The organism is Gilvimarinus algae (assembly GCF_030518215.1).
In the GTDB taxonomy this organism is placed as follows: Bacteria; Pseudomonadota; Gammaproteobacteria; order Pseudomonadales; family Cellvibrionaceae; genus Gilvimarinus; species Gilvimarinus algae.
In genome coordinates this window covers 842,783-869,164 of record NZ_JAULRT010000062.1, presented here as the reverse complement: position 1 = coordinate 869,164, position 26,382 = coordinate 842,783, and the positions used below count along the sequence as shown (strand labels likewise).

At 57.8% G+C, this 26,382-nt stretch carries 24 protein-coding genes; 6 read left to right on the top strand and 18 right to left on the bottom strand.

Translation table 11 applies throughout. From position 1 onward, the window contains the following. Nucleotides 1-135: 135 nt before the first annotated feature. From QWI16_RS18695 to QWI16_RS18650, 10 genes are all read right to left on the bottom strand, one after another. Nucleotides 136-777, bottom strand: coding sequence for a hypothetical protein (locus QWI16_RS18695; protein WP_302715595.1), 642 nt, complete (start codon nt 775-777; stop codon nt 136-138). Between the two features lie 807 nt (nt 778-1,584). Next, nucleotides 1,585-2,985, bottom strand: a complete 1,401-nt coding sequence (gene sthA, locus QWI16_RS18690; protein ID WP_302715593.1) for a Si-specific NAD(P)(+) transhydrogenase — start codon at nt 2,983-2,985, stop codon at nt 1,585-1,587. Between the two features lie 41 nt (nt 2,986-3,026). After that, nucleotides 3,027-3,266, bottom strand: coding sequence for a (Na+)-NQR maturation NqrM (nqrM, locus tag QWI16_RS18685; protein WP_302715592.1), 240 nt, complete (start codon nt 3,264-3,266; stop codon nt 3,027-3,029). A gap of 18 nt (nt 3,267-3,284) precedes the next feature. Then, entirely contained in the window at nt 3,285-4,361 is a 1,077-nt protein-coding gene (locus QWI16_RS18680) for an FAD:protein FMN transferase (RefSeq protein WP_302715590.1), read from the bottom strand. Then, nucleotides 4,345-5,565 carry an NADH:ubiquinone reductase (Na(+)-transporting) subunit F gene (gene nqrF / locus QWI16_RS18675; RefSeq protein ID WP_302715588.1) on the bottom strand — a complete coding sequence of 407 codons (1,221 nt, stop codon included), beginning with the start codon at nt 5,563-5,565 and terminating at the stop codon, nt 4,345-4,347. The genes QWI16_RS18680 and nqrF overlap by 17 nt, the downstream gene beginning before the upstream one ends. 15 nt (nt 5,566-5,580) lie before the next feature. Then, nucleotides 5,581-6,189, bottom strand: coding sequence for an NADH:ubiquinone reductase (Na(+)-transporting) subunit E (gene nqrE, locus QWI16_RS18670; protein ID WP_302715585.1), 609 nt, complete (start codon nt 6,187-6,189; stop codon nt 5,581-5,583). Nucleotides 6,190-6,191: 2 nt separating this feature from the next. After that, the gene (locus tag QWI16_RS18665; RefSeq protein ID WP_302715583.1) at nt 6,192-6,854 is read right to left on the bottom strand and encodes an NADH:ubiquinone reductase (Na(+)-transporting) subunit D; all 663 of its coding nucleotides are present in this window, start codon (nt 6,852-6,854) and stop codon (nt 6,192-6,194) included. A gap of 4 nt (nt 6,855-6,858) precedes the next feature. Further along, the gene (locus QWI16_RS18660) at nt 6,859-7,641 is read right to left on the bottom strand and encodes a Na(+)-translocating NADH-quinone reductase subunit C (RefSeq protein ID WP_302715582.1); all 783 of its coding nucleotides are present in this window, start codon (nt 7,639-7,641) and stop codon (nt 6,859-6,861) included. Then, nucleotides 7,634-8,839, bottom strand: coding sequence for an NADH:ubiquinone reductase (Na(+)-transporting) subunit B (locus QWI16_RS18655; protein WP_302715581.1), 1,206 nt, complete (start codon nt 8,837-8,839; stop codon nt 7,634-7,636). The genes QWI16_RS18660 and QWI16_RS18655 overlap by 8 nt, the downstream gene beginning before the upstream one ends. 3 nt (nt 8,840-8,842) lie before the next feature. Beyond that, nucleotides 8,843-10,186, bottom strand: coding sequence for a Na(+)-translocating NADH-quinone reductase subunit A (locus tag QWI16_RS18650; RefSeq protein WP_302715579.1), 1,344 nt, complete (start codon nt 10,184-10,186; stop codon nt 8,843-8,845). A 446-nt stretch (nt 10,187-10,632) separates the two neighbouring features. On the opposite strand from QWI16_RS18650, the gene mfd reads away from it, so the two are divergent. Together mfd and QWI16_RS18640 are read left to right on the top strand one after the other, a co-directional pair. Continuing rightward, entirely contained in the window at nt 10,633-14,085 is a 3,453-nt protein-coding gene (mfd, locus tag QWI16_RS18645) for a transcription-repair coupling factor (protein WP_302715577.1), read from the top strand. Nucleotides 14,086-14,144: 59 nt separating this feature from the next. Next, nucleotides 14,145-15,185: a CsiV family protein gene (locus QWI16_RS18640; protein ID WP_302715575.1), complete on the top strand. Its 1,041-nt coding sequence runs from the start codon at nt 14,145-14,147 to the stop codon at nt 15,183-15,185. A gap of 34 nt (nt 15,186-15,219) precedes the next feature. Here the strand turns inward: QWI16_RS18640 and QWI16_RS18635 are convergent, their stop codons facing one another. The 3 genes from QWI16_RS18635 to QWI16_RS18625 all read right to left on the bottom strand — a co-directional run bounded on the left by QWI16_RS18635 (nt 15,220) and on the right by QWI16_RS18625 (nt 17,242). After that, a complete protein-coding gene (locus QWI16_RS18635) occupies nt 15,220-15,432 on the bottom strand; it encodes a cold-shock protein (RefSeq protein WP_302715574.1) in 213 nt (70 codons plus the stop codon). Between the two features lie 191 nt (nt 15,433-15,623). Beyond that, entirely contained in the window at nt 15,624-16,151 is a 528-nt protein-coding gene (locus QWI16_RS18630; protein ID WP_302715572.1) for a hypoxanthine-guanine phosphoribosyltransferase, read from the bottom strand. After that, the gene (locus QWI16_RS18625) at nt 16,148-17,242 is read right to left on the bottom strand and encodes a mechanosensitive ion channel family protein (protein WP_302715571.1); all 1,095 of its coding nucleotides are present in this window, start codon (nt 17,240-17,242) and stop codon (nt 16,148-16,150) included. The genes QWI16_RS18630 and QWI16_RS18625 overlap by 4 nt, the downstream gene beginning before the upstream one ends. A gap of 226 nt (nt 17,243-17,468) precedes the next feature. Here QWI16_RS18625 and lexA point away from each other — a divergent pair, with 226 nt between their 5' ends. Together lexA and QWI16_RS18615 are read left to right on the top strand one after the other, a co-directional pair. Further along, nucleotides 17,469-18,071 (top strand): transcriptional repressor LexA, encoded by a 603-nt coding sequence (gene lexA / locus QWI16_RS18620; protein ID WP_302715613.1) that lies wholly within the window; start codon nt 17,469-17,471, stop codon nt 18,069-18,071. Then, the gene (locus QWI16_RS18615; RefSeq protein ID WP_302715568.1) at nt 18,064-18,459 is read left to right on the top strand and encodes a cell division inhibitor SulA; all 396 of its coding nucleotides are present in this window, start codon (nt 18,064-18,066) and stop codon (nt 18,457-18,459) included. Before lexA ends, QWI16_RS18615 begins: the two co-directional genes overlap by 8 nt. A 24-nt stretch (nt 18,460-18,483) precedes the next feature. Here QWI16_RS18615 and QWI16_RS18610 read toward each other — a convergent pair whose 3' ends face one another. The 3 genes from QWI16_RS18610 to topA all read right to left on the bottom strand — a co-directional run bounded on the left by QWI16_RS18610 (nt 18,484) and on the right by topA (nt 22,039). Further along, the gene (locus QWI16_RS18610) at nt 18,484-18,783 is read right to left on the bottom strand and encodes a hypothetical protein (protein ID WP_302715565.1); all 300 of its coding nucleotides are present in this window, start codon (nt 18,781-18,783) and stop codon (nt 18,484-18,486) included. A gap of 136 nt (nt 18,784-18,919) precedes the next feature. Next, a complete protein-coding gene (locus QWI16_RS18605) occupies nt 18,920-19,408 on the bottom strand; it encodes a DUF6586 family protein (RefSeq protein ID WP_302715564.1) in 489 nt (162 codons plus the stop codon). A gap of 6 nt (nt 19,409-19,414) precedes the next feature. Further along, the gene (topA, locus tag QWI16_RS18600) at nt 19,415-22,039 is read right to left on the bottom strand and encodes a type I DNA topoisomerase (RefSeq protein WP_302715562.1); all 2,625 of its coding nucleotides are present in this window, start codon (nt 22,037-22,039) and stop codon (nt 19,415-19,417) included. Between the two features lie 345 nt (nt 22,040-22,384). On the opposite strand from topA, the gene QWI16_RS18595 reads away from it, so the two are divergent. Next, complete coding sequence (locus tag QWI16_RS18595) at nt 22,385-23,161, top strand: hypothetical protein (protein ID WP_302715560.1); 777 nt, start codon at nt 22,385-22,387, stop codon at nt 23,159-23,161. On the opposite strand, the gene QWI16_RS18590 is transcribed toward QWI16_RS18595, so the two are convergent. After that, complete coding sequence (locus QWI16_RS18590; protein ID WP_302715557.1) at nt 23,128-23,628, bottom strand: hypothetical protein; 501 nt, start codon at nt 23,626-23,628, stop codon at nt 23,128-23,130. The two genes, QWI16_RS18595 and QWI16_RS18590, sit on opposite strands and share 34 nt — an antisense overlap. A gap of 125 nt (nt 23,629-23,753) precedes the next feature. Here QWI16_RS18590 and QWI16_RS18585 point away from each other — a divergent pair, with 125 nt between their 5' ends. Then, nucleotides 23,754-24,197 (top strand): universal stress protein, encoded by a 444-nt coding sequence (locus QWI16_RS18585; RefSeq protein ID WP_302715555.1) that lies wholly within the window; start codon nt 23,754-23,756, stop codon nt 24,195-24,197. Between the two features lie 3 nt (nt 24,198-24,200). On the opposite strand, the gene QWI16_RS18580 is transcribed toward QWI16_RS18585, so the two are convergent. After that, complete coding sequence (locus tag QWI16_RS18580) at nt 24,201-26,126, bottom strand: ATP-binding cassette domain-containing protein (RefSeq protein WP_302715553.1); 1,926 nt, start codon at nt 26,124-26,126, stop codon at nt 24,201-24,203. Nucleotides 26,127-26,382 lie beyond the last annotated feature (256 nt).

Genomic DNA, 26,382 nt, shown 5'->3' with positions numbered 1-26,382 from the left:
GCAGGGTAAACATAAGAAAGTGGCGTTGACCGCAGCGATGAGAAAGTTTTTGACCATCATAAATGCCATGATTCGCGATGGTCAGGAGTGGGCGTATTAATTATTTTTAGCTACGGGTTGAACCACAGTCGCTTGTTAGGCGCGTGATGAAAAAGGCTCTTGATTTTTAAGGAATTCAAAATCTTTGAGGCCGCAGTCAAAAATTCTTTCGAAAATACTCTGGTCACCTGCATTATGAGTGCATAGACACAGATAGTAGTTCTCATCGTTATGGATAGCATAGATAATCCATTCGCCAGTAATTTTCTTCCTTTCTGAGCGTTCTTCTAATGGTTTCTCAAGAGCGTTATAGAGTAGATCATTTATCATATCCTTTGTTATGTGATCTGACTTTTCTGGCGATAGTGCTTCATCGACTATTCCCGATAGTCTACTTCCTCTCAGTTCATTCATTATATTTTGAGGGGTGAAGTGCGCAGAAAAATAATGCTTATGCCATAAACCTTTTAAAGGCTCTCTATTGAACATAGATGGAGGCTTAGTGAAGCTTCTTTCGTCTCCATTTTCTAGGGAAATTAACTCATCAATTATTTCTTTTGGAAATATCCCGAACTCGTTCTCATAAATATACAAGTCCAGCCAGAATAGCTCACTGATCCTGTTCTTCAATGAGCAATCTTCGAGATAGAAATCGCTGAACTTTTTCAATTCTTCCGAAGTAAGAGTTACATCCTTGTTGTTTAAAAAGGCAGTGTATTTTCTATTTTTTTCGAACATGTTGAATCCATTTTATATGTAGTGCCTAACAGCTAATTCAAAAGCCTAAATAAAATTCCCCGCGGCAATATAATCCCCCTGGAATCGAGATAAAAAAGTCGCCGTAGGCTCCTGATTTCAAAAGAAAATCAGTGTTTATCAACAACTGCTTGCCGCGGAAAAGAAAGACTCAGGCTGTTTACTCTGCGCGACTCGATTCGCTTACGCAAAACAGATCTGGTGCAACTAACTGATTTTTCTAAGTTTTACCGGGAAAGCGATATAAACAGAAGGGAAGTGCCGCACCCTACTCCAGATGCTGTTTGATCTCACCTTCCCACTGGCTACCGCTGATTCGCCCCCGCTTAAAAAGCCCGGCAAACCCGCTAAAACACTTGAGGAAAAGAGTGCCACCATTTGCGCCAGTTGGCAATACACAATTGACTTTCTGAAAAGGCCAAAATTTGGCACCGAGAAGGACCCCAGGATAGGCTAACTAAATGACTTTTCTCGCAGGGTGGCACACCTTAACCCCCTGAGAGCGAGCCGAACGGAGGGCTATTTTAGGGGGTAAGCACGCAGGGAAGCGTGCGCAAGTATCGCCGCGCCAGGGATGGCGCGTCGATACGGCCCGCTAAAATAGACTGGAGAGAGGGAACCCGAAGGGCCGCGAACCGGGGTGTCCTCTTTTGAGTACTTTTCTGGACAAGCAGAAAAGTACTTCGCCCGCCCGGCGACAGAGGGCCAGCAAAACTGAAAAACAGCCAAAAGGGCTGAACCACAACCCCCAAAACCAAAAACGGCCCCAAAGGGCCGCCCCCAAAACTCCTACCGCCGATTAATCCGATTCGTCCCATCCAAGGCCGCCAGACGATACGCCTCCGCCATGGTCGGATAGTTAAAGGTGGTATTGAGGAAAAAGTTAATGTTATTCCCCTCCCCCGGCTGGGACATAATCGCCTGGCCGATGTGGACAATCTCCGCCGCCTCGGCGCCAAAGCAGTGAACCCCGAGAATCTCCCCGGTATCCACATGGAAGAGCAGCTTGAGCATACCCACATCTTCACCACTGATCTGGCCGCGGGCGGTGTTTTTAAACAGGCAGCGGCCCACCTCGTAGGGCACCTTGGCCTCGGTCAGCTCGCGCTCGGTTTTGCCCACCGAGCTGATCTCCGGCAGGGTATAAATGCCCGTGGGCACGCTGGCCACTTCTTTATAGGGTTTGCCGAGAATCACCGCCGCCAGGGCGCGGCCCTGATCAAAGGAGGCGCTGGCGAGGCTCGGCCAGCCCACCACATCGCCCACGGCGTAGACGTTCGCCACATCCGTTTGGTACTGATCGTTCACCGCCAGGTTGCCGCGATGATCGGGCTCCAGGCCAATGGCCTCCAGGTTGAGCTGGTCGGTGTTGCCGCTGCGGCCGTTGCACCAGAGAATCGCGTCCGCCGTCAGGCGTTTACCGGATTTCAAATACACGGTCACGCCCCGGTCGCTGGCCTCGATTTTGTCGTACATCTCGCTGTGGCGCACGCGCACACCGTTGTCGCGCAGGTGGTAGCTGAGCGCGTCGGAGATTTCATCGTCGAGGAAGGACAAAAGCCGATCGCGGCTGTTGATCAAATCCACTTTCACGCCCAGGCCCGAGAAAATCGAGGCGTACTCGCAGCCGATCACCCCGGCGCCGTAGATAATCAAGTGGCGCGGCGTGTGGGCCATTTCCAAAATGGTGTCGGAGTCGTAGATACGGGCGTGGTCAAAATCGATGTCTGCCGGGCGATAGGGGCGCGAGCCGGTGGCGATAATGATTTTGTCAGCGGTGACCACCTCTTCGCGCGAGCCCTCGAGCAGATTAATGGCAATGGTGTTGGCATCGAGAAAGCGGGCAAAACCGGAGTAGAGCTTGACGCGGTTGCGCACGTAAAAGTCCGTGTGCAACTCCACCTGCTTGGGAATCACCGCGTTGGCCGAGGCCAGTACCCGCGGGTAGGTCATGCGCCAGGATTCGCCCGTCTCGCGAAACAGGTTGCCGGTTTTAAACTGAATAATCTGCTTGACCATATGGCGCAGGGACTTGGACGGGATGGTGCCCTTGTGGGCGCAGTTGCCGCCCACCAGTGCCCTGCCCTCGACCACGGCCACCCGCTTGCCGGCCTTGGCCGAGGCCATGGCCGCACTTTCACCGGCGGGGCCGGAACCAATAATCAGTACATCATAGGTGAAATTTGTCACTCGCTATCCCCTTGTCTCGACACCCACTGATTTGCGCTTGTTTACCGCTTGGCGGCTGCGTCTACGGCGAGATCCGTTTTTTCCTGAGGCTCGCCGTTTTTCAAGCTCTCGCACTTTTGCTCGTCGCCGCCGCACAGCTCGCAGGTGTAGTCTTTCTCACCCAGCGCCTGGCCGACGCCGCCGCAGGAGCCGGTGAGCGGCTTGCGACCAAAGATGACCCCTACGGCCATACCGGCCACCACCAGCAACATGACGCAAAGCGCCACTATAAACATCGCCATAACTTACCTCTCAGTGCTTCAGGGTGCAAAAGGTGCGAAGGCCTGCGAGTGCAGATCGCGAAAGCCCTCGCCGTCTTTGACAATCATATAAACCGCCAGTTGCTCGGCATTGGCCAGCGCCATCCCCCGCTCGGGGCCCAGCACGTTCAGCGCCGTGGCCCAGGCGTCGGCGTGAGCGGCGGTGTCGGCCACCACCGTCACCGAGGCGAGATTGTGGGTGATCGGCTTGGCCGTCACCGGGTCAATGGTGTGCGAGTAGCGCACGCCAGCCATTTCATAGTAGTTGCGATAGTCGCCGGAGGTGGCCACGGCCTTATCCTGCAGCTCCAGCGCAAAGCGCACGCCGCCGCCGATAAGCTCTGGTTGCTCTATGGCAATGCGCCAGGGTGTGGCGCGCGGGCTGAGCCCGGCGGCTCTGACTTCACCGCCAATCTCCACCATAAAATTGGCAAAACCACGCTCGACCAAGAGATCGGCAATCCAGTCCACCCCGTAGCCCTTGGCCACGGCCGACAGGTCCACCTGCACAGGCGCGGTGCGCCGGGCGCGGGTGGTGTTGAGCTGGACATGACCAAAGCCCGTGTTGTCGCGCGCCTCGGCCAGCTCGGCCTCGCTCGGTACCCGCTCAGGGCGCATCTCGGGGCCAAAGCCCCACAGGTTGACCAGCGGGCCGACGGTGATATCAAAGGCGCCATCGGAGGCAACCGAGATGCGCTGGCTGATTTGCAGCACCTCCATCAGCGGCGCCGAGAGCGTCACCCATTCATCCACCGGGGCGCGGTTAAAGCGCATCAGCTCTGAATCGTCGATGTAGGTGGACATCAGCTGGTTGATCAGCTGCAGCGCTTTGTCGATGTCGCCTTGCAGCGCCTCGGCATCGACCTCCAAGGGCTCCTTGTCTGCCGACACCAGGGTAATGTGGTAACTGGTGCCCATGGTGCGGCCGGTGAGTTTGAGGTGATCGCGCTCAACCGTGCCGGTATCGCAGGCGGCCAGTAAGGCACCAATAAACAAAAACGAGGCCAGCAGTGCCAGCCTCGTTTTTGTTATTGCTTTATGGGCAAACATCATGACCGGTTTAACCACCAAAGTCATCCAGCATAATGTTTTCGTCTTCAACACCCAGGTCGTGCAACAGCTTGATGACGGCGGCGTTCATCATCGGCGGCCCACACATATAGTACTCACAGTCTTCCGGGGCCGGGTGGTCCTTGAGGTACTGCTCGTAAAGTACGTTGTGGATAAAGCCGGTCAGGCCGGTCCAGTTGTCCTCGGGCTGAGGATCGGACATGGCCACGTACCAGTCGAAGTTCTCGTTCTCCTTGGCGAGCATGTCGTACTCGTCCTGATAGAAGAGCTCTTTCAACGAGCGCGCACCGTACCAGAAAGACATTTTGCGGTTGGTGTTCAAACGCTTAAGCTGATCGAAGATGTGCGAGCGCATAGGCGCCATACCGGCACCACCACCGACAAACACCATTTCGGCATCGGTGTCCTTGGCGAAGAACTCACCGAAGGGTCCGTAAACGGTGATCTTGTCGCCCGGCTTCAGGTTAAACACGTAGGTGGACATAATGCCCGGCTGAATATCCTTGGAACCCGGAGGCGGTGTAGCAATACGGATATTGAACTTAACAATGCCCTTCTCTTCCGGGTAGTTGGCCATGGAGTAGGCGCGCTGCACGGTTTCGTTGCTTTTCGCCTTGAGGTTGAAAAAGCCAAAACGCTCCCAGTCGGCGCGGAATTTTTCCTCGATATCGAAATCGGCAAAATTGATTTCGTAGGGAGGACATTCCAGCTGCACATAGCCACCCGCGCGGAAGTCGACGTTTTCGCCTTCGGGCAGCTTCAGGGTCAGCTCTTTAATAAAGGTGGCCACATTGGGGTTGGACTCAACGGTACACTCCCACTGCTTAACACCAAAGACGTCTTCGGGGACTTCGACCTTCATGTCCTGCTTGACCGGCGTCTGACACGACAGGCGCCAGCCCTCGTTGGCCTCGCGCTTGGTGAAGTGGCTCTCTTCGGTGGGCAGCATAGAGCCGCCCCCCTCGTTCACCACGCAGCGGCACTGCGCACAGGTACCACCACCGCCACAGGCGGAGGGCAGAAACAGGCCGGCACCGGAGAGGGTCTGCAGCAGCTTGCCGCCGGCCGGTACAGTCAGCGATTTCTCGCCGTTGATTTCAATGGTGACGTCACCGGATGCCACCAATTTTGCACGGGCGCTCAGGATCACGAATACCAGCGCCAGCACAATGACGGTGAACATCACGACACCCAGAATAATCTCGTTCATGTGATTCCTCGCTGATTACAGATCAATACCGCCGAAGGACATAAAGCCCAGCGACATCAGGCCGACGGTGATGAAGGTAATACCCAGGCCGCGCAAACCTTCCGGCACGTCGGAGTATTTCATCTTCTCGCGAATACCGGCCAGTGCGGTAATGGCCAGCGCCCAGCCCACACCGGAGCCTGCGCCAAAGACCACACTCTCGGCAAAGTTGTAATCGCGCTCCACCATAAACAGTGAGCCACCCAGAATGGCGCAGTTCACTGTGATCAGCGGCAAAAACACACCCAGCGCGTTGTAGAGCGCGGGAACGTATTTATCCAAGACCATTTCCAGAATCTGCACCAGAGCGGCGATCACGCCGATGTAGGTGATCAGACCCAAAAAGCTCAGGTCGGTATCCGGCAAGCCGGCCCAGGCCAGGGCGCCGTCGGCCAGCACGTAGGTGTACAGCAGGTTATTGACCGGCACCGTGATGGTTTGCACCACCACCACCGCAATACCCAAGCCGAAGGCCGCGCCGATTTTTTTGGAAATGGCGAGAAAGGTACACATGCCCAGGAAGAACGCCAGGGCCATATTGTCGATAAAAATCGACCGAACAAACAGGCTGATATAGGCTTCCACGATCAGGCCTCCTTCGCTTGCGGCTTGGTGTTAGGTGCCATCTTGTAATCCGGTGCTTCCACCTGGTCTTTTTTCCAGGTGCGGATGCCCCAGATAAACAGACCGATCAGGAAGAAGGCACTGGGCGGCAGCAACAGCAGACCGTTGGGCGTGTACCAGCCGCCTTCGGTGGCCAGCGGCAGAAGCTGCACGCCGTATAGGCTGCCCGTTCCAAACAGCTCACGAATAAACGCCAGGCCCAGCAAAATGGCACTGTAGCCAAGGCCGTTGCCGACACCGTCGAAAAAGCTCGGCAGCGGCGGGTTTTTCATGGCGAAGGCTTCGGCGCGACCCATCACGATACAGTTGGTGATGATCAAACCGACGAACACCGACAGCTGCTTGCTGATCTCGTAGGCGTAGGCCTTGAGGATCTGATCCACCACGATCACCAGCGAGGCAATAATGGTCATCTGCACGATGATTCGGATATTGCCCGGCGCGTGGTTGCGCACCAGCGAGACGAACAGGTTGGAAAACGCCGTTACGGTGGTCAGGGCGATACACATCACCACGGTCACTTTCAGGCTGCTGGTCACCGCCAGCGCCGAGCAGATACCGAGAATCTGCAGGGCGATCGGGTTGTTGGAGAAAATCGGTGCGAATAACAACTCTTTGATTTTCATGGTATCAGGCCTCCCCCTTCTTGAGGTTGGTCAAAAATGGTTTATAGCCGTCCTCACCCAGCCAGAACTGCACCAGGTTGGCAACACCGCGACTGGTCAGCGTGGCGCCCGAGAGGCCATCCACTTTGTGCTCGGCATCGCGGGTGTCGGGGCCAACTGCGCCCTTGACCACCGTCAGCTCGGCGTCGCCGTCTTCGTCGTAGGCTTTCTTGCCTTCCCAGATGGCTTTCCAGTTGGGGTTATCCACCTCGCCGCCGAGCCCGGGGGTTTCGCCGTGCTCGTAAAAGCCGAGGCCTTTAACGGTGTTGAGGTCGGAGTCGAGCGCCAAAAAGCCGTAGAGCGTTGACCAGAGACCGTAGCCGCGTACCGGCAGAACGATGGTCTCAAGGCCGTTATCGCCCTCGATCATGTACACCAGACCGACTTCTTCGCGACGGCCGATCTTGGCGATGTCTTCATCGGCGCTCAGGTCCGTTGAACGCGACGGGTCCTTGGCCGCTGCGCGCTGCTCGTACTTGGCCGGGTCCACCTGGTCGGTGAAAGTGCCAGTCGAGAAATCCACCGCGCGGGTGGTGACCCGCTCATTGAACACGTCTTCGACTTTTCTGCCTGCGGTCTGCTCAAGCAAACCGGCGGCGGCGAGAATGTTGCGTTTAAAGTCCAGCGACTTGTTAACTTCCTGCACAGGGCGCAGGTACACGGCAGCGGTAGAAACCACCACCGAGCAGACAATACACAGCATTATGGTGACTGTGAGTGTCTTTTTGATGGAATCGTTACTAGCCACGCGCCAACCTCCGCTTGATGTTTGCTTGAACCACAAAATAGTCGATCAGCGGGGCGAACAGGTTGGCAAACAAAATTGCCAGCATCATGCCTTCGGGGAAGGCCGGGTTCACTACACGGATGATGACTACCATAAAGCCAATCAGGGCACCGAACCAGTATTTACCGGTGTCGGTCATGGACGCGGACACGGGGTCAGTGGCCATAAAGATCATGCCGAAGGCAAAGCCGCCGATCACCATATGCCAGTACCAGGGCACCGCCATCGCCGGGTTGGACGAGGCATCGCCGGTCACGTTCAGCAGTACGGTGGTGGCGATCATGCCCAGCATCACACCCAGCACAATGCGCCAGGAGGCAATGCCCATCACCAGCAGGACCGCACCGCCAATAAAGATGGCGAGGGTGGAAGTTTCACCGATGCTGCCCTGGATGTTGCCGAGGAAGGCATCCAGCCAGGTGAACTGGCTGTTGAGCGCGTCCATACCACCCTGGGCGGCTACCGACAGCGCGGTCGCGCCTGTATAGCCATCGACAGTGGTCCAGACGGTATCGCCGGACATGCTGGCCGGGTAGGCAAAGAACAGGAAAGCGCGGCCGGTCAGTGCCGGGTTCAGGAAGTTTTTGCCGGTACCGCCAAAGACCTCTTTACCCAGCACCACACCAAAGCTGATACCCAGCGCGGCGTAGAGCAGCGGCAGGTCCGGCGGACAGATGAGGGCGAAGAGCACGGAAGTGACAAAGAAACCTTCGTTGACTTCGTGACCGCGCACCGAGGCAAAGAGCACTTCCCAGAAGCCGCCGACAATAAACACCACCGCGTAAATCGGCAGGAAGTAGGCTGCGCCGTGAACCAGGCAATCCCAAATGCTGTTGGGGTCGAAACCTGCGATGGCGCTGATCAGCGCAATGCGCCAGCCCTCACCGGCGCCGGTGCCCATTTCAGCAAGAATGGTGTTGGCCTGGTGGCCGACGTTGTACATGCCGAAAAACATGGCGGGAAAAGTACAAATCCACACAGTAATCATGATGCGCTTGAGGTCGAGGCCGTCGCGCACATGGCTGGTGGTTTTGGTGACATTGGCCGGACGGAAAAGACCGGTATCAATCGCTTCGAACAGCGAATACCACTTTTCCAGTCTGCCGCCTTTGTGAAAATGCGGCTCGATTTTGTCGAGATAATTACGCAATGCTTTCATGCCTTAACCCTCCAGCTCGATACGGGTGAGGTTGTCGCGCAAGATCGGGCCGTACTCGTACTTACCCGGGCAGACAAACGTACACAGAGCCAGATCTTCCTCATCGAGCTCGAGACAACCCAGCTGCTGAGCCGTTTCGGTGTCGCCGACGATCAGCGAGCGCAAAAGCTGCGTGGGCAGAATATCCAGCGGCATGATTTTTTCGTAAGCGCCGACCGGCACCATGGCGCGTTCACTGCCCATGGTCGTGGTGGTAAAGGCAAAACGCTTGGACGGCATCAGCTTGGACAGATAGATGTTAAACACCGAGAAGAAGTTGTTCCCGGGGCGCAGGTAATGCAGGAAGGGGCGGTCATCGCCCTCTTTGAGCACACTGACTTGGTTGTGGTAACGGCCGAGGTAGGCATAGGCGCCGCGAGCGGTGCGCCCACCGAATACCGAACCGGAAATCACGCGGTTGTGCTCACCCACCAGGGCGCCAGCGGTCAGCTCATCCAGGTTGGCACCGACGCGGGTGCGCACCAGGCGCGGTGTTTCCACCTGCGGGCCGGCCAGGGAAATGACGCGGGAGGTTTCAATACGGCCTTCGGTAAACAGAATGCCGATAGCTACCACGTCTTGGTAATTGACGGTCCAGACAAATTTGGTGGCGTTGACGGGGTCCAGGTGGTGGATGTGCGTGCCGGCATTGCCCGCCGGGTGCACGCCACCAAACTCGTGAACTTCAATCTGACCGCCTGCCTCAGCGGGGATATCCGCGCCCGGCGCCTTGCAGACAAACACCTTGCCTTCGGTCAGGCGGCTCAGCACCTTGAGGCCAGCTTTAAAGGCAGCGCCTTGATCTTTGAGGATCACTTGGGGGTCGGCAGCCAGCGGATTGGTATCCAGCGCAGTCACAAAAATCGAGTGAGGCTTAGCATCCAGTGCTGGCACTTTGCTGTAAGGGCGGGTGCGCAGGCTGACCCACAGCCCAGACTCATTGAGCTGATCGCGCACAGCGTCCGCTGCCAGGTTCTGTAGCTCGGCGTCGCTGTAGGCTTTGAAGCTTTCGCTCTCATCACCTTCTACATCGATCACTACAGACTGTAGCATCCGGCGCTCACCGCGATTAATTGCCGCGACTGTGCCGGCTGCGGGAGCGGTGTAACGAACCCCTTCGGTTTTTTTATCGGTAAACAGAAGTTGTCCGAGCTTGACTTTGTCGCCTACGGCTACGGCCATGGTCGGCTTCATGCCGTGGTAATCTGGGCCGATGACTGCCACAGAGCGGGCCGCCGGCCCATCGACGATAGTCTGCTCGGGCGCACCGGATATAGGTAAATCCAATCCCCGACGAATCTTTATCATACGTCTCTGCCTAATCACTCGTTGGATTAATAAGTTGCACGGCTTGTTGGAGCCGCAGTGTCGCTGCGCTGGCGCTGTGCCAGCTGCTTCTATTACGTTGAAGCTTGATCAATCGTTTTTCGCTGATGTTTCAGGCATCCCACACGCATGGGAATCATAAAAAGAGCAAGGAGAGCCGCAGCTTTGAGGCATATCGGACCGAAACCGCACCCAGTGGGGATGGTTTTCAGACGCAAAGCGTTCCACCAGCCAAAAAATCGCGGCAATTATAAAGACCGCTGCCGCCAAAGGCCAGTGGCGCAACACATTTTTACCGCCACCGCCGGACCGGCCGGGCCACTGCGACTACAGACCGCGGACAAACACGGGTACAATCCCGCCCCTGATGGCGCCGAGACCCGATCGGCACCCACTCGACTCACCAGCTACGGTCAGCCAGAACACCTATGAGCCATTTCGACCCCTTCCGCCCTACCCTGGCCCCCAAAGCCGGTGAACGCCGCCAATGGGGCAAGCTTGCGGGCAGCGCCTGCGCCCTGGCACTGGCCAAGGCCGCGCAAAGCCACCAGGGCCTAAGTTTAGTCGTTACCAGCGACACTGCCAGCGCCCAGCGCCTGGAGAGCGAACTGCGATTTTTCGCCCCGCCCGAGCTGGATATTCTGCACCTGGCCGACTGGGAAACCCTGCCCTACGACAGCATTTCGCCACACCAGGATATTATCTCTCAAAGGCTGCGCACGCTCTACCAACTGCCCTCGGTCAAGCGGGCTCTGTTGGTCGTGCCGGTGACCAGCTTGCTGCAGCGGCTGATGCCCAAGGGCTATCTGCTCGGCGGCAGCCTGCTTCTCAAGGTCGGCGACACTCTGGACCTGGACACCCTGCGCTCCAACCTGACCCAGGCGGGCTACCGCACGGTGGACACCGTGTACGAACACGGAGAGTACGCCGTGCGCGGCGCACTGATTGATATTTTCCCCATGGGCAGCGAGCGCCCACTGCGCATCGACCTGTTTGACGATGAAGTGGACACCCTGCGCACCTTTGACCCGGACACCCAGCTGACCGAGGACAAGATCGAGTCCCTCGAGCTGCTGCCGGCACGGGAGTTCCCGCTGGACAAGGCATCCATCAGCGCCTTTAAACAGCGCTGGCACCAGCGCTTTGACGTGGACCCCAGCGCCTGCTCGATTTATAGGGATGTGAGCGACGCCATCGCACCCCCCGGCATTGAGTACTATCTGCCACTGTTTTTCGATCACTGCGACACCCTCTTTGACTATTTGCCCGAGAACACCCTGGCCTACACCCTGGGCGATATTCAGGGCGCAACCCAGCACTTTCTCGCAGAGCTGACAGCGCGCTATGAATCGCGCGGAGTAGACCCGACCCGCCCGCTGCTGCGCCCGGAGGAAATTTACCTGCGCGAAGAGCAGCTGTTTGCCGGGCTAAAGCAAATGAGCCGCACCGCCTTGCACAGTGGCGAGGTCGAAACAGCGCACAACAGCGGCAACTTCAGCTGCGAGCCCCCGCCATCACTGCCGGTGCGCGCCCAGGCTGAACACCCCCTTACCGCCCTGGAAGCCTTTTTAATGAGTTTTGACGGCCGAGTGCTGTTTTGCACCGAGTCCGCCGGGCGGCGGGAAACCCTGCTGGAGCTGCTGGGGCGCATCCGTGTGCAGCCCCGGGAGGTGCCCAACTGGGATAGCTTTATCGAGTCGCAGGACAGGCTGGCCATTGCCCTGGGCGCTATCGACCAGGGCCTGATCTGCCGGGAACCCGACATTGCCCTGATTACCGAGAGCCAGCTGTTTGGCGAGCGGGTCCAACAGACGCGGCGCCGGCGCCAGAGCCAGGAAAACGCCGACAATGTGGTCAAAAACCTCACCGAGCTGAAAATCGGCGCGCCGGTGGTGCATATCGATCACGGCGTGGGACGCTATCGGGGGCTCGAGACCATCAGCGTCGAGGGCGAAGCCAACGAATTTCTGATGCTCGAATACGCCGACGAGGCCAAGCTCTACGTGCCGGTCACCAGCCTGCACCTGATCAGCCGCTACAGCGGCGCCGACGAGTCAGTGGCACCGTTGCACAAGCTCGGCTCGGAACAGTGGGGTCGCGCCAAGCGCAAAGCGGCTGAGCAGGTGCGCGACACCGCCGCCGAGCTTTTGGACATTTACGCTCGCCGGGCGGCGCGCAAAGGCCTGGCCTTTGACGACCCAAAGTCCGATTACCTGAGCTTTGCCGCCGGCTTCCCCTTTGAAGAGACGCCCGACCAACAGCTGGCGATTGAAGCGGTGATGCGCGATATGCTGGCCCCTCAGCCCATGGACCGGCTGGTGTGTGGCGATGTGGGCTTTGGCAAAACCGAAGTGGCCATGCGCGCGGCTTTTATCGCCGCCCACGCGGGCAAGCAGGTGGCCATACTCGCCCCCACCACCCTGCTCGCCCAACAGCATTTTGAGAGCTTGAAAGATCGCTTCGCCAGCTGGCCGTTTGTGATTGAGGTGATGTCGCGTTTTCGCACCAACAAGGAAGTCGAGACCGTCAAGGAGCGGCTCGCAGAGGGCAAAATTGACATCGTCGTGGGCACCCATAAGTTGATCCAGCCGGACATTCAGTACAAAGACCTCGGCCTGTTGATCATCGATGAAGAACACCGCTTTGGCGTGCGCCAGAAAGATCAATTGAAAAAGCTGCGAGCCGAAATCGATATCCTCACGCTCACCGCCACGCCCATCCCGCGCACCCTGAACATGTCCATGGCGGGCATTCGCGATTTGTCCATCATTGCCACGCCCCCGGCGAGGCGCCTGTCGGTCAAAACCTTTGTGCGCCAGCACGACAACGCCGTAATCAAAGAGGCGATCCTGCGCGAGATACTGCGCGGCGGACAGGTGTACTACCTGCACAACGAGGTCAAAAGCATCGAACGCACCGCCCGCGCCCTGCAAGAGCTGGTGCCCGAGGCGCGCATCGGTATCGGCCATGGGCAGATGCGCGAGCGGGAGCTGGAAAAAGTCATGTCTGACTTCTATCACAAGCGCTTTAACGTCATGGTCTGCTCCACGATCATCGAAACCGGTATCGATATCCCGAGCGCCAACACGATTATCATTCACCGCGCCGACAAGTTTGGCCTGGCGCAGCTGCACCAGCTGCGCGGTCGCGTGGGTCGCTCCCACCACCAGGCCTACGCCTACCTGCTAACCCCCGAGCCGCGCGCCATGACCCCCGACGCCGTCAAGCGCCTGGAGGCCATTGCCAGCGCCGAAGATCTGGGAGCGGGCTTTACCCTCGCCACCCACGATATGGAAATTCGCGGTGCTGGCGAGCTGCTCGGTGATGAGCAGTCGGGCCAGATTCAGACCGTGGGCTTTTCCATGTACATGGACATGCTCGACCGCGCCGTCAAAGCACTGCGCTCGGGCAAGGAGCCCAATATCGACCACCCGCTGGACGACAACATTGACGTTAACTTGCGGGTGCCCGCGCTGATTCCCGATAGCTACCTGCCCGATGTCCACGCCCGACTGGTGCTCTACAAGCGCATTGCCGGCGCTGAAACCCCCGAGGCGCTGCGCGAGCTGCAAGTTGAGATGATCGACCGCTTTGGCCTTTTGCCCGAACCGGCGAAAAACCTGTTGCGGGTGACCGGTATCAAGCTGACCGCCGCCACACTGGGCGTGGTCAAACTGGAGGCCTCGGCCAATGGCGGCAAACTGGAGTTTGGCGCCCAGACATCGGTGGACCCGCTGAAGATTGTACAAATGGTGCAGGGCCAGCCCGGGGTTTTCTCTCTGGCAGGCGCCAGCGGCTTGAGCTTTAAAATCCCCATGCCCGAGGCCGAGGATCGCCTGCAGCGGATGACCGATTTATTGGAGACGCTGCAAACGCCATAGCCCCAACCGATCAATTAAGGCTAGACTGCGCGTCTGGCTCGCGAGGAACTCGAACACCCATGGCTGCACTACAAAAACGACCACTGACAGCTCTTTTGGCAATGGCGGCCCTGCTCGTCGGTAAAGCCCAGGCCCAGAACGAGGGCCACGAGGGCTGGTATCAAATCGAAATGATGGTCTACGCCCGGCCGCTGGACGCGAGCCCGGAGGTCTGGCCACAAGACATCGTGCTGGACTACCCGCTCAACTGGAACCACCTGCGCGACCCGAACGAAGAGTACGAAAAGCGCCGCCAACGCGCCCTGGAGCAAGCTGAAGCGCAAAATGCGGTGGGCAGCGCAACGGGGTTAGACAATCAATCGGCCACCGGAGAACTGGCCTCGGATACGCCGGCGGACGAACCGCTGGAGGTGGCGCCGGTGGATCTCGCCCGCTCGGCGTTTTATCGGCTGCCAGAGACGGCGCGCGGCCTGAACGCCGTTAGGCAGAGAATTCAGGCCCAGCCTGGCTACCGCGTGCTGTTTCACGAGGCCTGGCGGCAAAATGTGGTGAGTGAAAAGAATGCGCCCTGGGTGCTGATCGAGGGCGGCGAGAGCTATGGCGAGCACCGCGAACTGGAGGGCAGCGTCAACATAAATGTGTCCCGCTACCTGCACCTGATCAGCGATTTGTGGTTCAGCGAATTTCAGATCAATGCGGGCCAGATTCGCAGCCAGTGGCCACCACTGCCGGAGAATCCGCTCAAACGCCTGGAACAAGCCCAGGCCGGCGACAATGTCAGCACGCAGTACGGCGATGATGGATTTGGCGGTGACGGCTTTGGCGCGAACGACCCGGCTGTGCAGAACATGACGGGCTGGCAGGGCACTGAGACGGACGAGCTCTTACCGGATTTTCTCGCCGCGCCCTATTTACCAACGCGCATCGTCACCCTGCAACAGCGCCGGCGGATGCGCAGCTCGGAGCTGCACCACCTGGATCACCCACGCCTGGGATTGCTGATCAAAATCACACCCTACAAACTGCCGCCACCGGAACAGCCAGAGGCGGACAATACACCTCGGGAAAACCCCGCGGGCAGTGCCAGCTTACTGCAGTAAACCGCGGGCGCCTGCGGCGCCCTATGCTGGTGATCTATAACTGCACCACATCGTCGGCCTGCAGGCCTTTATCGCCCTGCTGCACCGCAAATTCTACAGATTGACCTTCTGACAGCGAGCGGTAGCCCTCGCCTCGAATATTGCGGTAGTGAACAAACACATCTTCACTGCCCTCTCCACGGGTGATAAACCCGTAACCGCGGGCGTTGTTGAACCACTTGACGGTGCCAGATAAACGCTCAGACATACTCCTAACCTCATTATTTTTATATACAGCCACTCCCGAAGGAGGATGGCCCCCACAGCCATCAGTGCAATTTTTACTGTATTGACCGCCAATTGTCCACAATTAGGCGCCAATAGGCGGTGGATTCGCGGCAGAATGTGACTTTTGCGGCACCGGGGCGGCAATGCCCAGCCACCGCTCTATGGAATGGTTTAGTCGGCGAGTGCGTAGATGCCCGGTGCGTTGCGGCCAAGCTCGTTGTTGTCCATGCCGAAGCCGTAGACAAAGCGGTCCGGCACTTCGAGGGCGACAAAGTCCGCCTCCATAAGACTCGGCTGGGCGCGGCGTTTTTTCACCAGCACGGCACTGCCCACCCGGCTCGCCCCCTGAGTCAGGCAATAATCGCGAATGGCCTTGAGAGTGACGCCCTCATCGAGAATGTCGTCCACCAGCAACACCGTGCGGCCGGTCAAATCGGCGCTGGGTTTATGGCTCCAGTGCAAATCGACCCCGGCCTTGTTGTCGCGATAGCGGCTTGCGTGCACATAGTCGAGCAGCAGGCGCGGCTTGAGCCTCGGCAACAGTGCGCCGGCGGTGACCAGCGCACCTTTCATAATGACCAGCACCACCAGAGGCTCTGCGAGCGCGCTGAAGTGCTGGTTAATTTGCTCCGCCATGGCATCCAGCGCACGCTCAATTTCGGCCTGGGTAAACAGGCAGTCGTCCTCTAATTGGCTCACGCGCCCTCCTCCACCGGCGAGGCGTCATTGACCAGATGCAAGGTACGCGTGGGAAAGGCGCACTCGGCATCGTGGGACTCAATGATAGCGATGATCTGCAAAAGCACGTCCTGCTTTACCTCGTGGTAGTGAATCCAATTGATGGTCTTGGTAAAGGCGTAAACGAAAAAGTTGAGGGATGAATTGGCAAACTCATTAAAGTTGACGATCAGCGTCTGCGAGGCGTCTATCTCTTCATGCTCCTGCAGCATCTTGCGGACATCGGCAACAATGGCGGCCATTTTGCCCGCATCGTCGTAGCGGATACCGATGGTCTCGTAGATACGCCGGTTGAGCATCCGCGAGGGGTTCTCGACGGAAATTTGGGTAAACGTCTGGTTGGGCACGTACAGGGGACGTTTATCGAAAGTGCGAATCCGCGTCAGGCGCAGGCCAATTTCCTCCACGGTACCCTCAATGTTCTTATCCGGTGAGCGCACCCAGTCGCCAACCTTGAAGGGCCTGTCCATATACACCATAAGGCCGCCGAAGAAATTGGCCAGTAGGTCCTTGGCGGCAAACCCCACTGCGATACCTCCAATACCGCCAAAAGCCAGCACCCCGGAGATGCTGTAACCGAGCGACTGTAACAGCACGAGCACGGCGGTTATGACAATGGCGATGCGCAGCAGCTTTCCCACCGCCATGACGGTGGTCGGGTCGGCAGGTTTGCCTTCATCGGGCTCGAGGAAGTTGCGCTCGCCGTACTTAACGAGGCGCACCAAAAACCAGGTCAGCAAGACGATGACGCCGATGCGCAAGACGGTATCGGCGTACTGGAGCATGGAGTCCTCAGTCACGTCGCGGGCAATCTGCGCCGCCCAGCACAGACCCACCAACCAGATAAGCCAGCGCACCGGCGACAGCGCCGACTCCACCAGGGTGTCGTCCCAGCGGTTGCGGGTTTTGTGGGCGTGTTTCATCAACACACTGAGAATATGCCGGGCAAAGGCGGCCAGCAGCAGGGTGACAAAGACAATAATAAACACCTGCAGCAACCAAAGCCGCTCATCGGCGGCCAGCTGCTTAATCCACTCTATCAGCGCTTCCATAACCTCTCGCTTATCTGGGCAAACCGGGCAGGCAGTATAAACCAAGCCGTACACGCAGTGGCAGAAACGGCTTAAGCATCAGTATTTTTTATCGAAAATTCATAGAGTTAAACGACACTTCTGGCGAGACTTTGAAAAGCACTTGCACACGGCAAACAACTGTATATAATCACAGATACTGTATAACCACACAGGCTCAATGGCCGACAGACTTAAGGGACTCACCATGCAAAACCTGACCGCCAGGCAACAGCAGGTACTCGAGCTGATCAAGAGCTACGCCGAAGAAACCGGCTATCCGCCGACTCGGGCGGAAATCGCCCGCATGCTCGGCTACAAGTCGGCCAATGCCGCTGAAGAGCACATCAAAGCGCTGGCACGCAAAGGCGCCATCGAGCTGATTCCCGGTGCCTCGCGCGGCATTCGCCTGCCCGAGGGCCAGGAGGGTCTGCCGATTGTCGGCCGTGTCGCTGCGGGTAGCCCCATCCTCGCGCAGGAGCACATTGAGGATTACTGCAATATCCCGCCGAATTTCTTCAAGCCAGAAGCACATTACCTGCTCAGCGTTAACGGTATGAGCATGCGCGACGCCGGTATTCTCGACGGCGATTTGCTCGCCGTGCACCGCACAGATCAGGTGCACAACGGCCAGATTGTCGTGGCTCGCATTGAGAATGAAGTGACCGTGAAACGGTTTAAACGCGAAGGCAACCGTGCCCAGGTAGAGCTGTGGCCTGAGAATCCGGACTTTGAAGTGATCCGCGTGGACCTGCGCGATCAGGACTTTTCCATTGAAGGCTTGAGTGTAGGAGTGATTCGCCGTGAGTAATCTATCTACTGCACAACCCCGCGAAAGCGCTGACAGCGGGCTAACCGAACTGGTACTGACCCAGGGGGCACGCCACTCTTGGGACATGATTATGCCAATGATCGCTCATCTGAGCCGTCAGCAAGATGGCCGCTGGCTTACCTGGATCACCCGCGAGCCCCTGCCGAGCGAGCTACTGCAGCGATTTGGGGTGGATACCACCAGGCTCCGCCTGGTGCACTGCAAAGAAGATGAGAAACAGTTGTGGGTCAGCTGGGACGCTTTGGCTCTGGGCAATAGCCACACGGTCATTGCCAGCCCGGGAAAGCTTGGCAAACGCGAATTGGGTCAACTGGAACGTGCGGCCGTCTTGGGGGGGTGTCAGGGCGTTCTGCTGCGCGAGCGCTAGCTAAAAAAGCAGGCGCCATAAGCCCTAGTGAAGAGTGCGCTTGTTGTAGAGCTCGGTTTGACCTTCGTGGAACAGCTCTTCGCCCTCGGGCGGCTCGGAAGCGGCCATTTCCTCGGGATCGGGATCAGCATCGGCCAGATCACCCGCTGCCTCCATACCCGCCTCGATCATGGCCTTGGCAATATCGAACTTGCCATCGCGCATAAACGACAGGGACTCAGAGGAAAAACGGATACACAACAGGGGCTCGCCCTCTTCGTCGGCGCGCTGCAGGACCACATCACCATTGGCCAGTTCGACAATTTCGTACAAAGAGGCTGACATAGAATCTCCACCTGAGCGAGCCATCAGGCACTGTATTTGCTGCAAAAGAGACCTATTCTAACACTAATTGCGCGCTGATTAAATCCGTAACCCTTCTCAGGGCACGCCCAGACAAGAGCGCCCAGGTGACGGCGAATCAACACTCGACGCTGGATTCTCTGTGCCGCTCGATGATCGCCTGCATGTGTTCGCAGGCCTCGGCAATCTGCTCCGGCGTTAATGGATCGCTCGGCACGCGATCGAGATCCGTGAGGGCTATGACGTTGTCCAAAGGTGGCGGCGCTGGCAGAACCCAGCAGAGCTCATAGTGGGCAAGCAAGCGGCTCAGCCAGCTGCCAGGCTGCTCACGTAAGTGACACAACTCCTGGATTTCCGCCGGATGTTTGTCGAGCTGCGCCAACGCCTTGGCAGCGGCGCGCTCGTTGTCTATGCCGGCAATGAACTTGACCCCGTAGTAACCAGCCAGCTCGCGCACATAGTGGCGATACGCACAGCACAAGTGAAAAACACAGGCGTCTTCCAGGGCTTTGCCATGCACGGGGTTTCTGGCGCTGTTACGGTCTTGCAACAGCAGCCTGGCGCAGCTCAGACGCTGGTTCACCAAAGAGACAATCGATGCCGACATAAGGGTCTACTTGTTTGCCACCCATTTACCACCGGTGTAAAACGCTTTCCAGCCGGTTGCCTTGCCATCCACCTCAGACTGTACGTACTGCTCCTTGGTTTTACGGCTAAAGCGCACCACCGTCGCCACGCCGTCCGGGTCTTCGGTGGGCGCGGAAAACAGGAACCGGTACTTGGGATCGATTTCCGATTTGTGCGGCAACAGCTCAGCCACCAGGGGCGCGCGGGTTTCCCGATTTTTGGGGAAGCCGCTGGCCGCCAAAAACAGGCCCGAGGCGCCGTCGCGCAGCACGTATGTGTCGTCCACTTTCTGGCACTGCAGCTCCGGCATGGGCACTGGGTCCATTTTCGGAGGCGCGGCTTCGCCGTTACGGAGCAGTTTGCGAGTGTTTTTGCACTCGTCGTTGGTGCAGCCAAAGTACTTGCCAAAGCGGCCGGTCTTGAGCTGCATTTCGCTGCCGCATTTGTCGCACTCGAGGGTCGGGCCTTCGTAACCTTTGAGCTTAAATGTCCCGAGCTCTACTTCGTAACCGGGACAATCTGGGTTGTTGCCACAAATGTGCAGCTTGCGCTTTTCATCCAGTAGATAATTGTCCATGGCGCTGTTGCAGAGTTTGCAGCGACGTTTGGAGCGCAGTTGACGCGATTCGGCCTCTTCGTCTGCCTCGACATCAATCGCCTCGTCACCGGAGACGAGGTTCATGGTATTTTTGCAGCGCTCTTTGGGCGGCAAAGCATAGCCCGAGCAGCCAAGAAACACCCCCGTTGAACCGGTGCGAATCTGCATCGGGCGGCTGCATTTATCGCACTCGATATCGGTATTGGTCGGATCGTTTGCGCGCATGCCGCCGCGCTCTTTACTCTGCGCCTGCTTAAGCTTGTTCACGAACCCCGAGTAGAATTCGTCGAGTAGTTCCCGCCAGTTTTTGCCGCCTTCGGCCACCACATCCAGAGACTGCTCCATGTTCGCGGTAAAACTGTAATCCATTAAATCTTCAAAGCTTTCGTTCAGCCTTTCGGTGACGATATCGCCCATTTTTTCGGCGTAAAAACGCCGGTTTTCCAAGCGCACGTAACCGCGATCCTGGATCGTGGAGATAATCGAGGCGTAAGTAGAAGGCCGACCGATACCGCGCTTTTCCAGCTCTTTTACCAGACTCGCCTCGCTAAAGCGCGCTGGTGGTTTGGTGAAATGCTGCGAAGGGTCGAGCTTTTGCAGAGGCAAAAGTTGCCCCACTTTGACCTCGGGCAAGACCACGTCTTCTTCTTTTTTACTGATTTGTGGCAGCACCTTAGTAAAACCATCGAAGCGGATGACCCGGCCGCGGGTGCGAAGCTCGTAGTCCCCAGCGGCGACGGTAATGTTGGTGCTGGTGTATTCGGCCGGGCTCATCTGGCAGGCGACAAACTGCGCCCAAATCAAGGCGTAAAGCCGCTCGGCATCGCGCTCCATGCCATTCAGGTGCGCGGTTAGCACAGTGACGCTTGAGGGGCGGATGGCTTCGTGAGCCTCTTGGGCGCCGCTTTTACTGGAGTACACCTGAGGCTCTTTCGGCAAGTAGCGGTCACCGTACTGGTCTTTAATATAGTCTCGGCAGCTGGCTACCGCTTCCCGACTCAGGTTGGTCGAGTCGGTACGCATATAGGTAATGTAGCCCGCTTCATAGAGACGCTGGGCGAGCATCATGGTTTTCTTCACGCCAAAGCCAAGCCGCGTGCTCGCCGCCTGCTGCAAGGTGGAAGTTATAAAAGGCGCAGAGGGCTTGGACTGAGTGGGTTTGTCCTCGCGGGCGGTAACCTCGTAACTCGCTTCTTTTAAGGCCGCTACGGCCGCCATGGCCTGCGCTTCGCTGGTAGGCTTGAACGCGTTGCCAGCGTGCTTTTTGACTTCAAAGCGAACCTTCTCGCCACCGCTTGCGGCCAGGTCGGCGAAGATATTCCAGTATTCCTCTGGGATGAACGCTCGAATTTCCCGCTCGCGCTCGACCACCAGCTTGGCAGCGACCGATTGCACCCGACCGGCTGACAGACCACGGGCAATTTTTTCCCACAGCAGCGGAGAGACCATATAGCCCACCACGCGATCGAGAAACCGGCGGGCCTGCTGAGCGTTGACCCGATCAATATCAATGGGCCCTGGGCGCTCAAAAGCATTTTGAATCGCGGTTTTGGTGATTTCGTTGAACACCACCCGACGAAACCGGTCTTCATCGCCACCAATGGCCTCGCGCAGGTGCCAAGCAATGGCTTCCCCCTCGCGGTCCAAGTCCGTTGCCAGATAGACGGTGTCGGCTTTTTCGGCCAGCTGCTTTAGTTCACTGACGACTTTTTCTTTACCGGGCAATATTTCGTAGTGGGCCTCCCAATCGTGTTCGGGGTCGATGCCCATACGGTTGATTAGCTGCTGATGGGCTTTTTGTTCTTTGTACTTGGCCTTGTCCTCGGGGGACATCTTGCGGGTCTTGGCCGCCTGCTTGGCTCTTTCTTTGGGGTCGACCTTTTTGCCGCTGCCACTGGTGGGCAGGTCGCGAATGTGGCCAACGCTGGATTTGACGATATAGTCTCGGCCGAGATACTTGTTAATCGTCTTGGCCTTGGCTGGCGACTCTACAATAACCAGAGATTTACCCATACGCGCTCGATAATCCTTCTTTCAGGTCGGTCAGTATCCGCTTTTGTCTAAAAGCCTAGGCGGTAGTCACCCGTGCGACAAGCACAAGGAACACCGCGAGGGGGGCATATATAAGTCCTGTATGCGCCCCGGTCAAGCGCGAGTTAAATCACAGCTTCTCTTTTTACTCGGGATAATGCTAGATTATGCGCCATGAGGAGAGTGACTTTAGCGGTTTCGGTCAAGTCTGCAATCACCTCTTAGCCGCATGATTTTATTGAACTTTTTAACACCAGGACAAATTCAGGGCGCAGCCTGGAAATCCGGCCCATGGCCCGGTGTGCCCCAACACAGATTTTTTTGCCGATGCCCACTCCCATCGTCATTACCCTGATTCTTGTCACTCTGACGGCCCTGGTGATCGTCAATGCCGTCAACTTGCGCCAGCGCCAGTTGCGCCAGCTGGCCAGGCAACAACAGCGCCTCTATGGCAAGTTGGAAACGGTGGAAGACGCACTGGAGGCGAGCCTGCGCGCGGTCGAGGGTCTGGGCGTGGCGCGCCAGCTGAACCAGGAAATCATCGCCATCACCCAGGATTTGTGCGACCTGGAGCGGCACAATAAAGCGCCGCTGCAGGCGCGCCTTGAACTGGCCAACACGCGCCAGCAACAACTCAACACCGGCAATGTTCAGCGTCAGGTGAACCGCCTTTGCCACAGCGACTCGGAAATTCACCAATTGCAAAGCGCGCTCGCCCAGGCCTCGCGCTTTATTCACCAGCGCCTCGCCAGCGAGGTTTTAGCGAACGACCAGGCCCAGGAGCTGATTCAGCAGATCGATTGGGCGCGCCTGCAAATCAGCGTTCTTTCACTGATTGCCGCAGGCTACGAAGCGCGGGCCGCCGAAAGGCTCATCAGCGCCCTGAATTACTTTCAAAAGGCTCAGGACCTGCTGCAGGGCTCGCGCAACCCCGATCCGCGGCGCCTGGAAATGGTACGCCAGTTAAGCGGCATTGTTCGCCACGAAAGAGCGTTTATCGACAGGGACTTGTTCGCCGAATACGACCTAGCGGCATCGGAGCCTGACGAGCCGGACCCTGCCGCTGCCGGCTACCGAGCCTCCACCACCGGCGGTGAGCCCTGAGCCTGCGCCAGGCCACGCAGAAACTCGGCAATGCTCGCCACCACTTCGGCATCGCCACGCTCTTTCCAGAACACTTGCAGCTGTGAGGACTGCCCCCCGAGGGCAGCCACATCCGAGGGGAGCTTGGGCAGAGATTCTCGCAGGTAAGCGGTTACCGCCTCTGGCGCCGGCGCGCCGACCGGCTGCCACCATTGCAGCAAGTGCATTTCATGGGCGTAATCGGTACGTACCAGCAGCCAGTGCGAGCCGCCTTTGACCTGCAAGCTATATACGGGCACCGATTCTGGCTCCGCCGTATCGGTGGCACGAGCCGGCAGGCGCTTAAAACCAACCCCCAAGCCGAGCTCGCGGGCGGCCAGGCGCAAGCTGTCCCGGCGTTTCTGCGCGGGGGTCGGACGCATCATCGCCAGCGGGCCGACAATCATCGCCACCACCAGAAGCACCACTATGACAACCACTGCACTCATCTGCTATACCTATAGCGAAAGCTGAAAAAATCATCCATAGTTTAGGCCCTTTGAGTGGGTTTATTTACTGCACGCACAATCAACCTACTCAACACGGCCTCTAGAACCAAGGCGGAGCAATTGCTATGGACGCATACCATCACATACTGGTCGGACTGGACCTTACCGAGGAATGCCCGGAAATTTTGCAAAAAGCTGCGGCCATCGCCCGCGTCTGTGGCGCGAAGCTGACCATTGCCCACGTCATCGAGCCGCTGACATTCGCCTACGGCGGGGACATGCCCATCGATTTGTCCGAGGTTCAGGATCAGTTGCAAATCAAGGCCGAACAGGAACTGTTGCGACTGATTAAAAACGCCGACTGCCAGGTGGAACAGGAGCATGTGCTGGTGGGGCAACCGGCGACCGAGTTGCACCATTTGGCCAGCCAGATCGGCGCCGATCTGATCGCCGTGGGCAGCCACGGGCGCAAGGGCTTTGCCCTGCTGCTCGGCTCGACCTCCAACAGTGTGCTGCACGGCGCCGGCTGCGATGTGCTCGCCATTCGGGTCAAGCGCAAAGAGGCCTAAGCCTCAGCCGCCCATTTCCTCGAGCTCGGCCCAGCGCTCAAAACAGGCGTCCAGCTCCTGCTGAACGGCCGCCAAGGCCTGAAGATGCTCATCAATGGCATCGGCGTCGCCGGCATAAAAATTGGGATCACCGGCTTTTGCCTGGAGGACGTCGAGTTCCCCCTCGAGCGCCTCTATTTTCGCCGGCAATGCATCAAACTCGCGCTGAAGCTTATACGAGAGCTTCTTTTTTGCCGGCTTTACCGAAGCCGAGGCGGGCGCATTTTCGCTATCGTTTTGCGCCTCGCCGGGCAAATCACCGGGAACCGCCTCGGGGGCCTGGGGCTCAACCCACTGACCGCCCTGACGCAACCAGTCATCATAACCGCCTACATACTCACGGACCGTGCCGCCGCCTTCAAAAGCGATCACGCTGGTCACAAGATTGTTCAAGAAGGCCCGGTCGTGGCTGACCAATAACACAGTGCCTTTAAATTGATCCAACACCTCTTCCAGTAACTCCAGGGTCTCGACATCCAAGTCGTTGGTCGGTTCGTCGAGCACCAGAATGTTGGCCGTTTTGCTGAATAGCTTGGCCAGTAAAACCCGGTTGCGCTCGCCACCGGACAGGGCCCGCACCGGGGTGCGGGCCCGCTCGCCGGAAAACAGAAAGTCGCTGAGATAAGAAATAATGTGCTTGGACTTGCCACCTATCTCGATGGTATCGCGGCCTTCAGAGACGTTGTCGACGGCGCTTTTATTCAAATCCAGTTGATCTCGCAGTTGGTCAAAGTAGGCCACCGTCAGGTTGGTGCCGAGCTTGACCTTACCCGAGTCCGGTGCAAGTTCACCGAGTATCAGCCGCAGCAAGGTGCTCTTCCCTGCGCCATTGGGCCCCACCAGACCAATCCGGTCGCCGCGCAGAATGCGCGAGGAAAACTCGCGGATAATCGGCTTGCCGGCGTAGGCGAAACTGACATTGTCGAGCTCTGCTACCAGCTTGCCGGACAAACCTGCCTCGGCCAGATCAAAGGTAGCCGTGCCCTGCTGCACTCTCCGCGCACTGTGCTCTTCACGCATGGCTTTAAGAGCCCTGACACGCCCCTCGTTGCGGGTGCGGCGAGCCTTGATGCCCTGGCGAATCCAGACCTCTTCCTGAGCGAGCTTTTTATCAAACAGCTCATTGTGCCTGGCCTCCTCGGCCAGAGCGCGCTCGCGGTATTCCAGATAACTGCGGTAATCGCCGCTCCAGGAGCGAAGGTGACCGCGATCGAGCTCGGCGATGTGGGTGGCGACCGACTGCAGCAGGGCCCGGTCGTGGGTGATAAACAAAATAGCGCCGTCAAAAGCCTTTAGCTCGGCTTCCAACCACTCGATAGCGCCCACATCGAGGTGGTTGGTGGGCTCATCCAGCAAGAGGACATCGGGCTCGATCACCAGCGCCTGAGCCAGGGACACACGGCGGCGCCAACCACCGGAGAGCGACGACATGCGCACCCGACCGTCGAGACGCAATCGGCTGAGCACTGTCTCAACCCGCTGCTGCAGATCCCAGCCGTCATTGGCTTCGAGTTGCGACTGCACCGCGGAGAGCTGTTCTACCCAGTCGTGGCTGTGCTCGGCCTCGCCCTGCGAGGTCAGGTGGTAGTAGCGGCTCAATAGTTCCCCCACCTTCGGCAGGCCAGAGGCGACCACGTCAAAGACCTGTTTTTCGTCGGCATCAGGTAAATCCTGCGCCAACCTGGCAATGCGCACACCGCGATCGACGTTAACTGAGCCGCCATCGAGCGTCACTTCGCCGCCAATCACCTTGAGGAAGCTCGATTTACCCGCCCCATTGCGCCCAATCAAGCACCAGCGCTGGCCTTTTTCGAGGGTAAAATCCACCTTGTCCAGAAGTACCTGCAGGCCGTAGTTGAGCTCGGCCTTGTCCACCGTAATTAACGCCATAAAACCCTATCTGTTTCCCAAAATGCACTCTTTATATAGCGAAAAATCAGCGCGTTATGCGTTTTTTCTAAAGTGCGTAATAAGGCAAAAAAAGTTGCATTTGCCCGGTAAAAAGTGGCAGCATGATACCTGTAAATACTCGCGGCAGATAGCGCACTGAACTCAGCCAGGAAAAGCAGAAGTAAGCTTGCATCTGGCCAAAGCGTTCGGCCCACATGCCGCCCAAAATTATAAGATGAACCATGACAGAATCCTG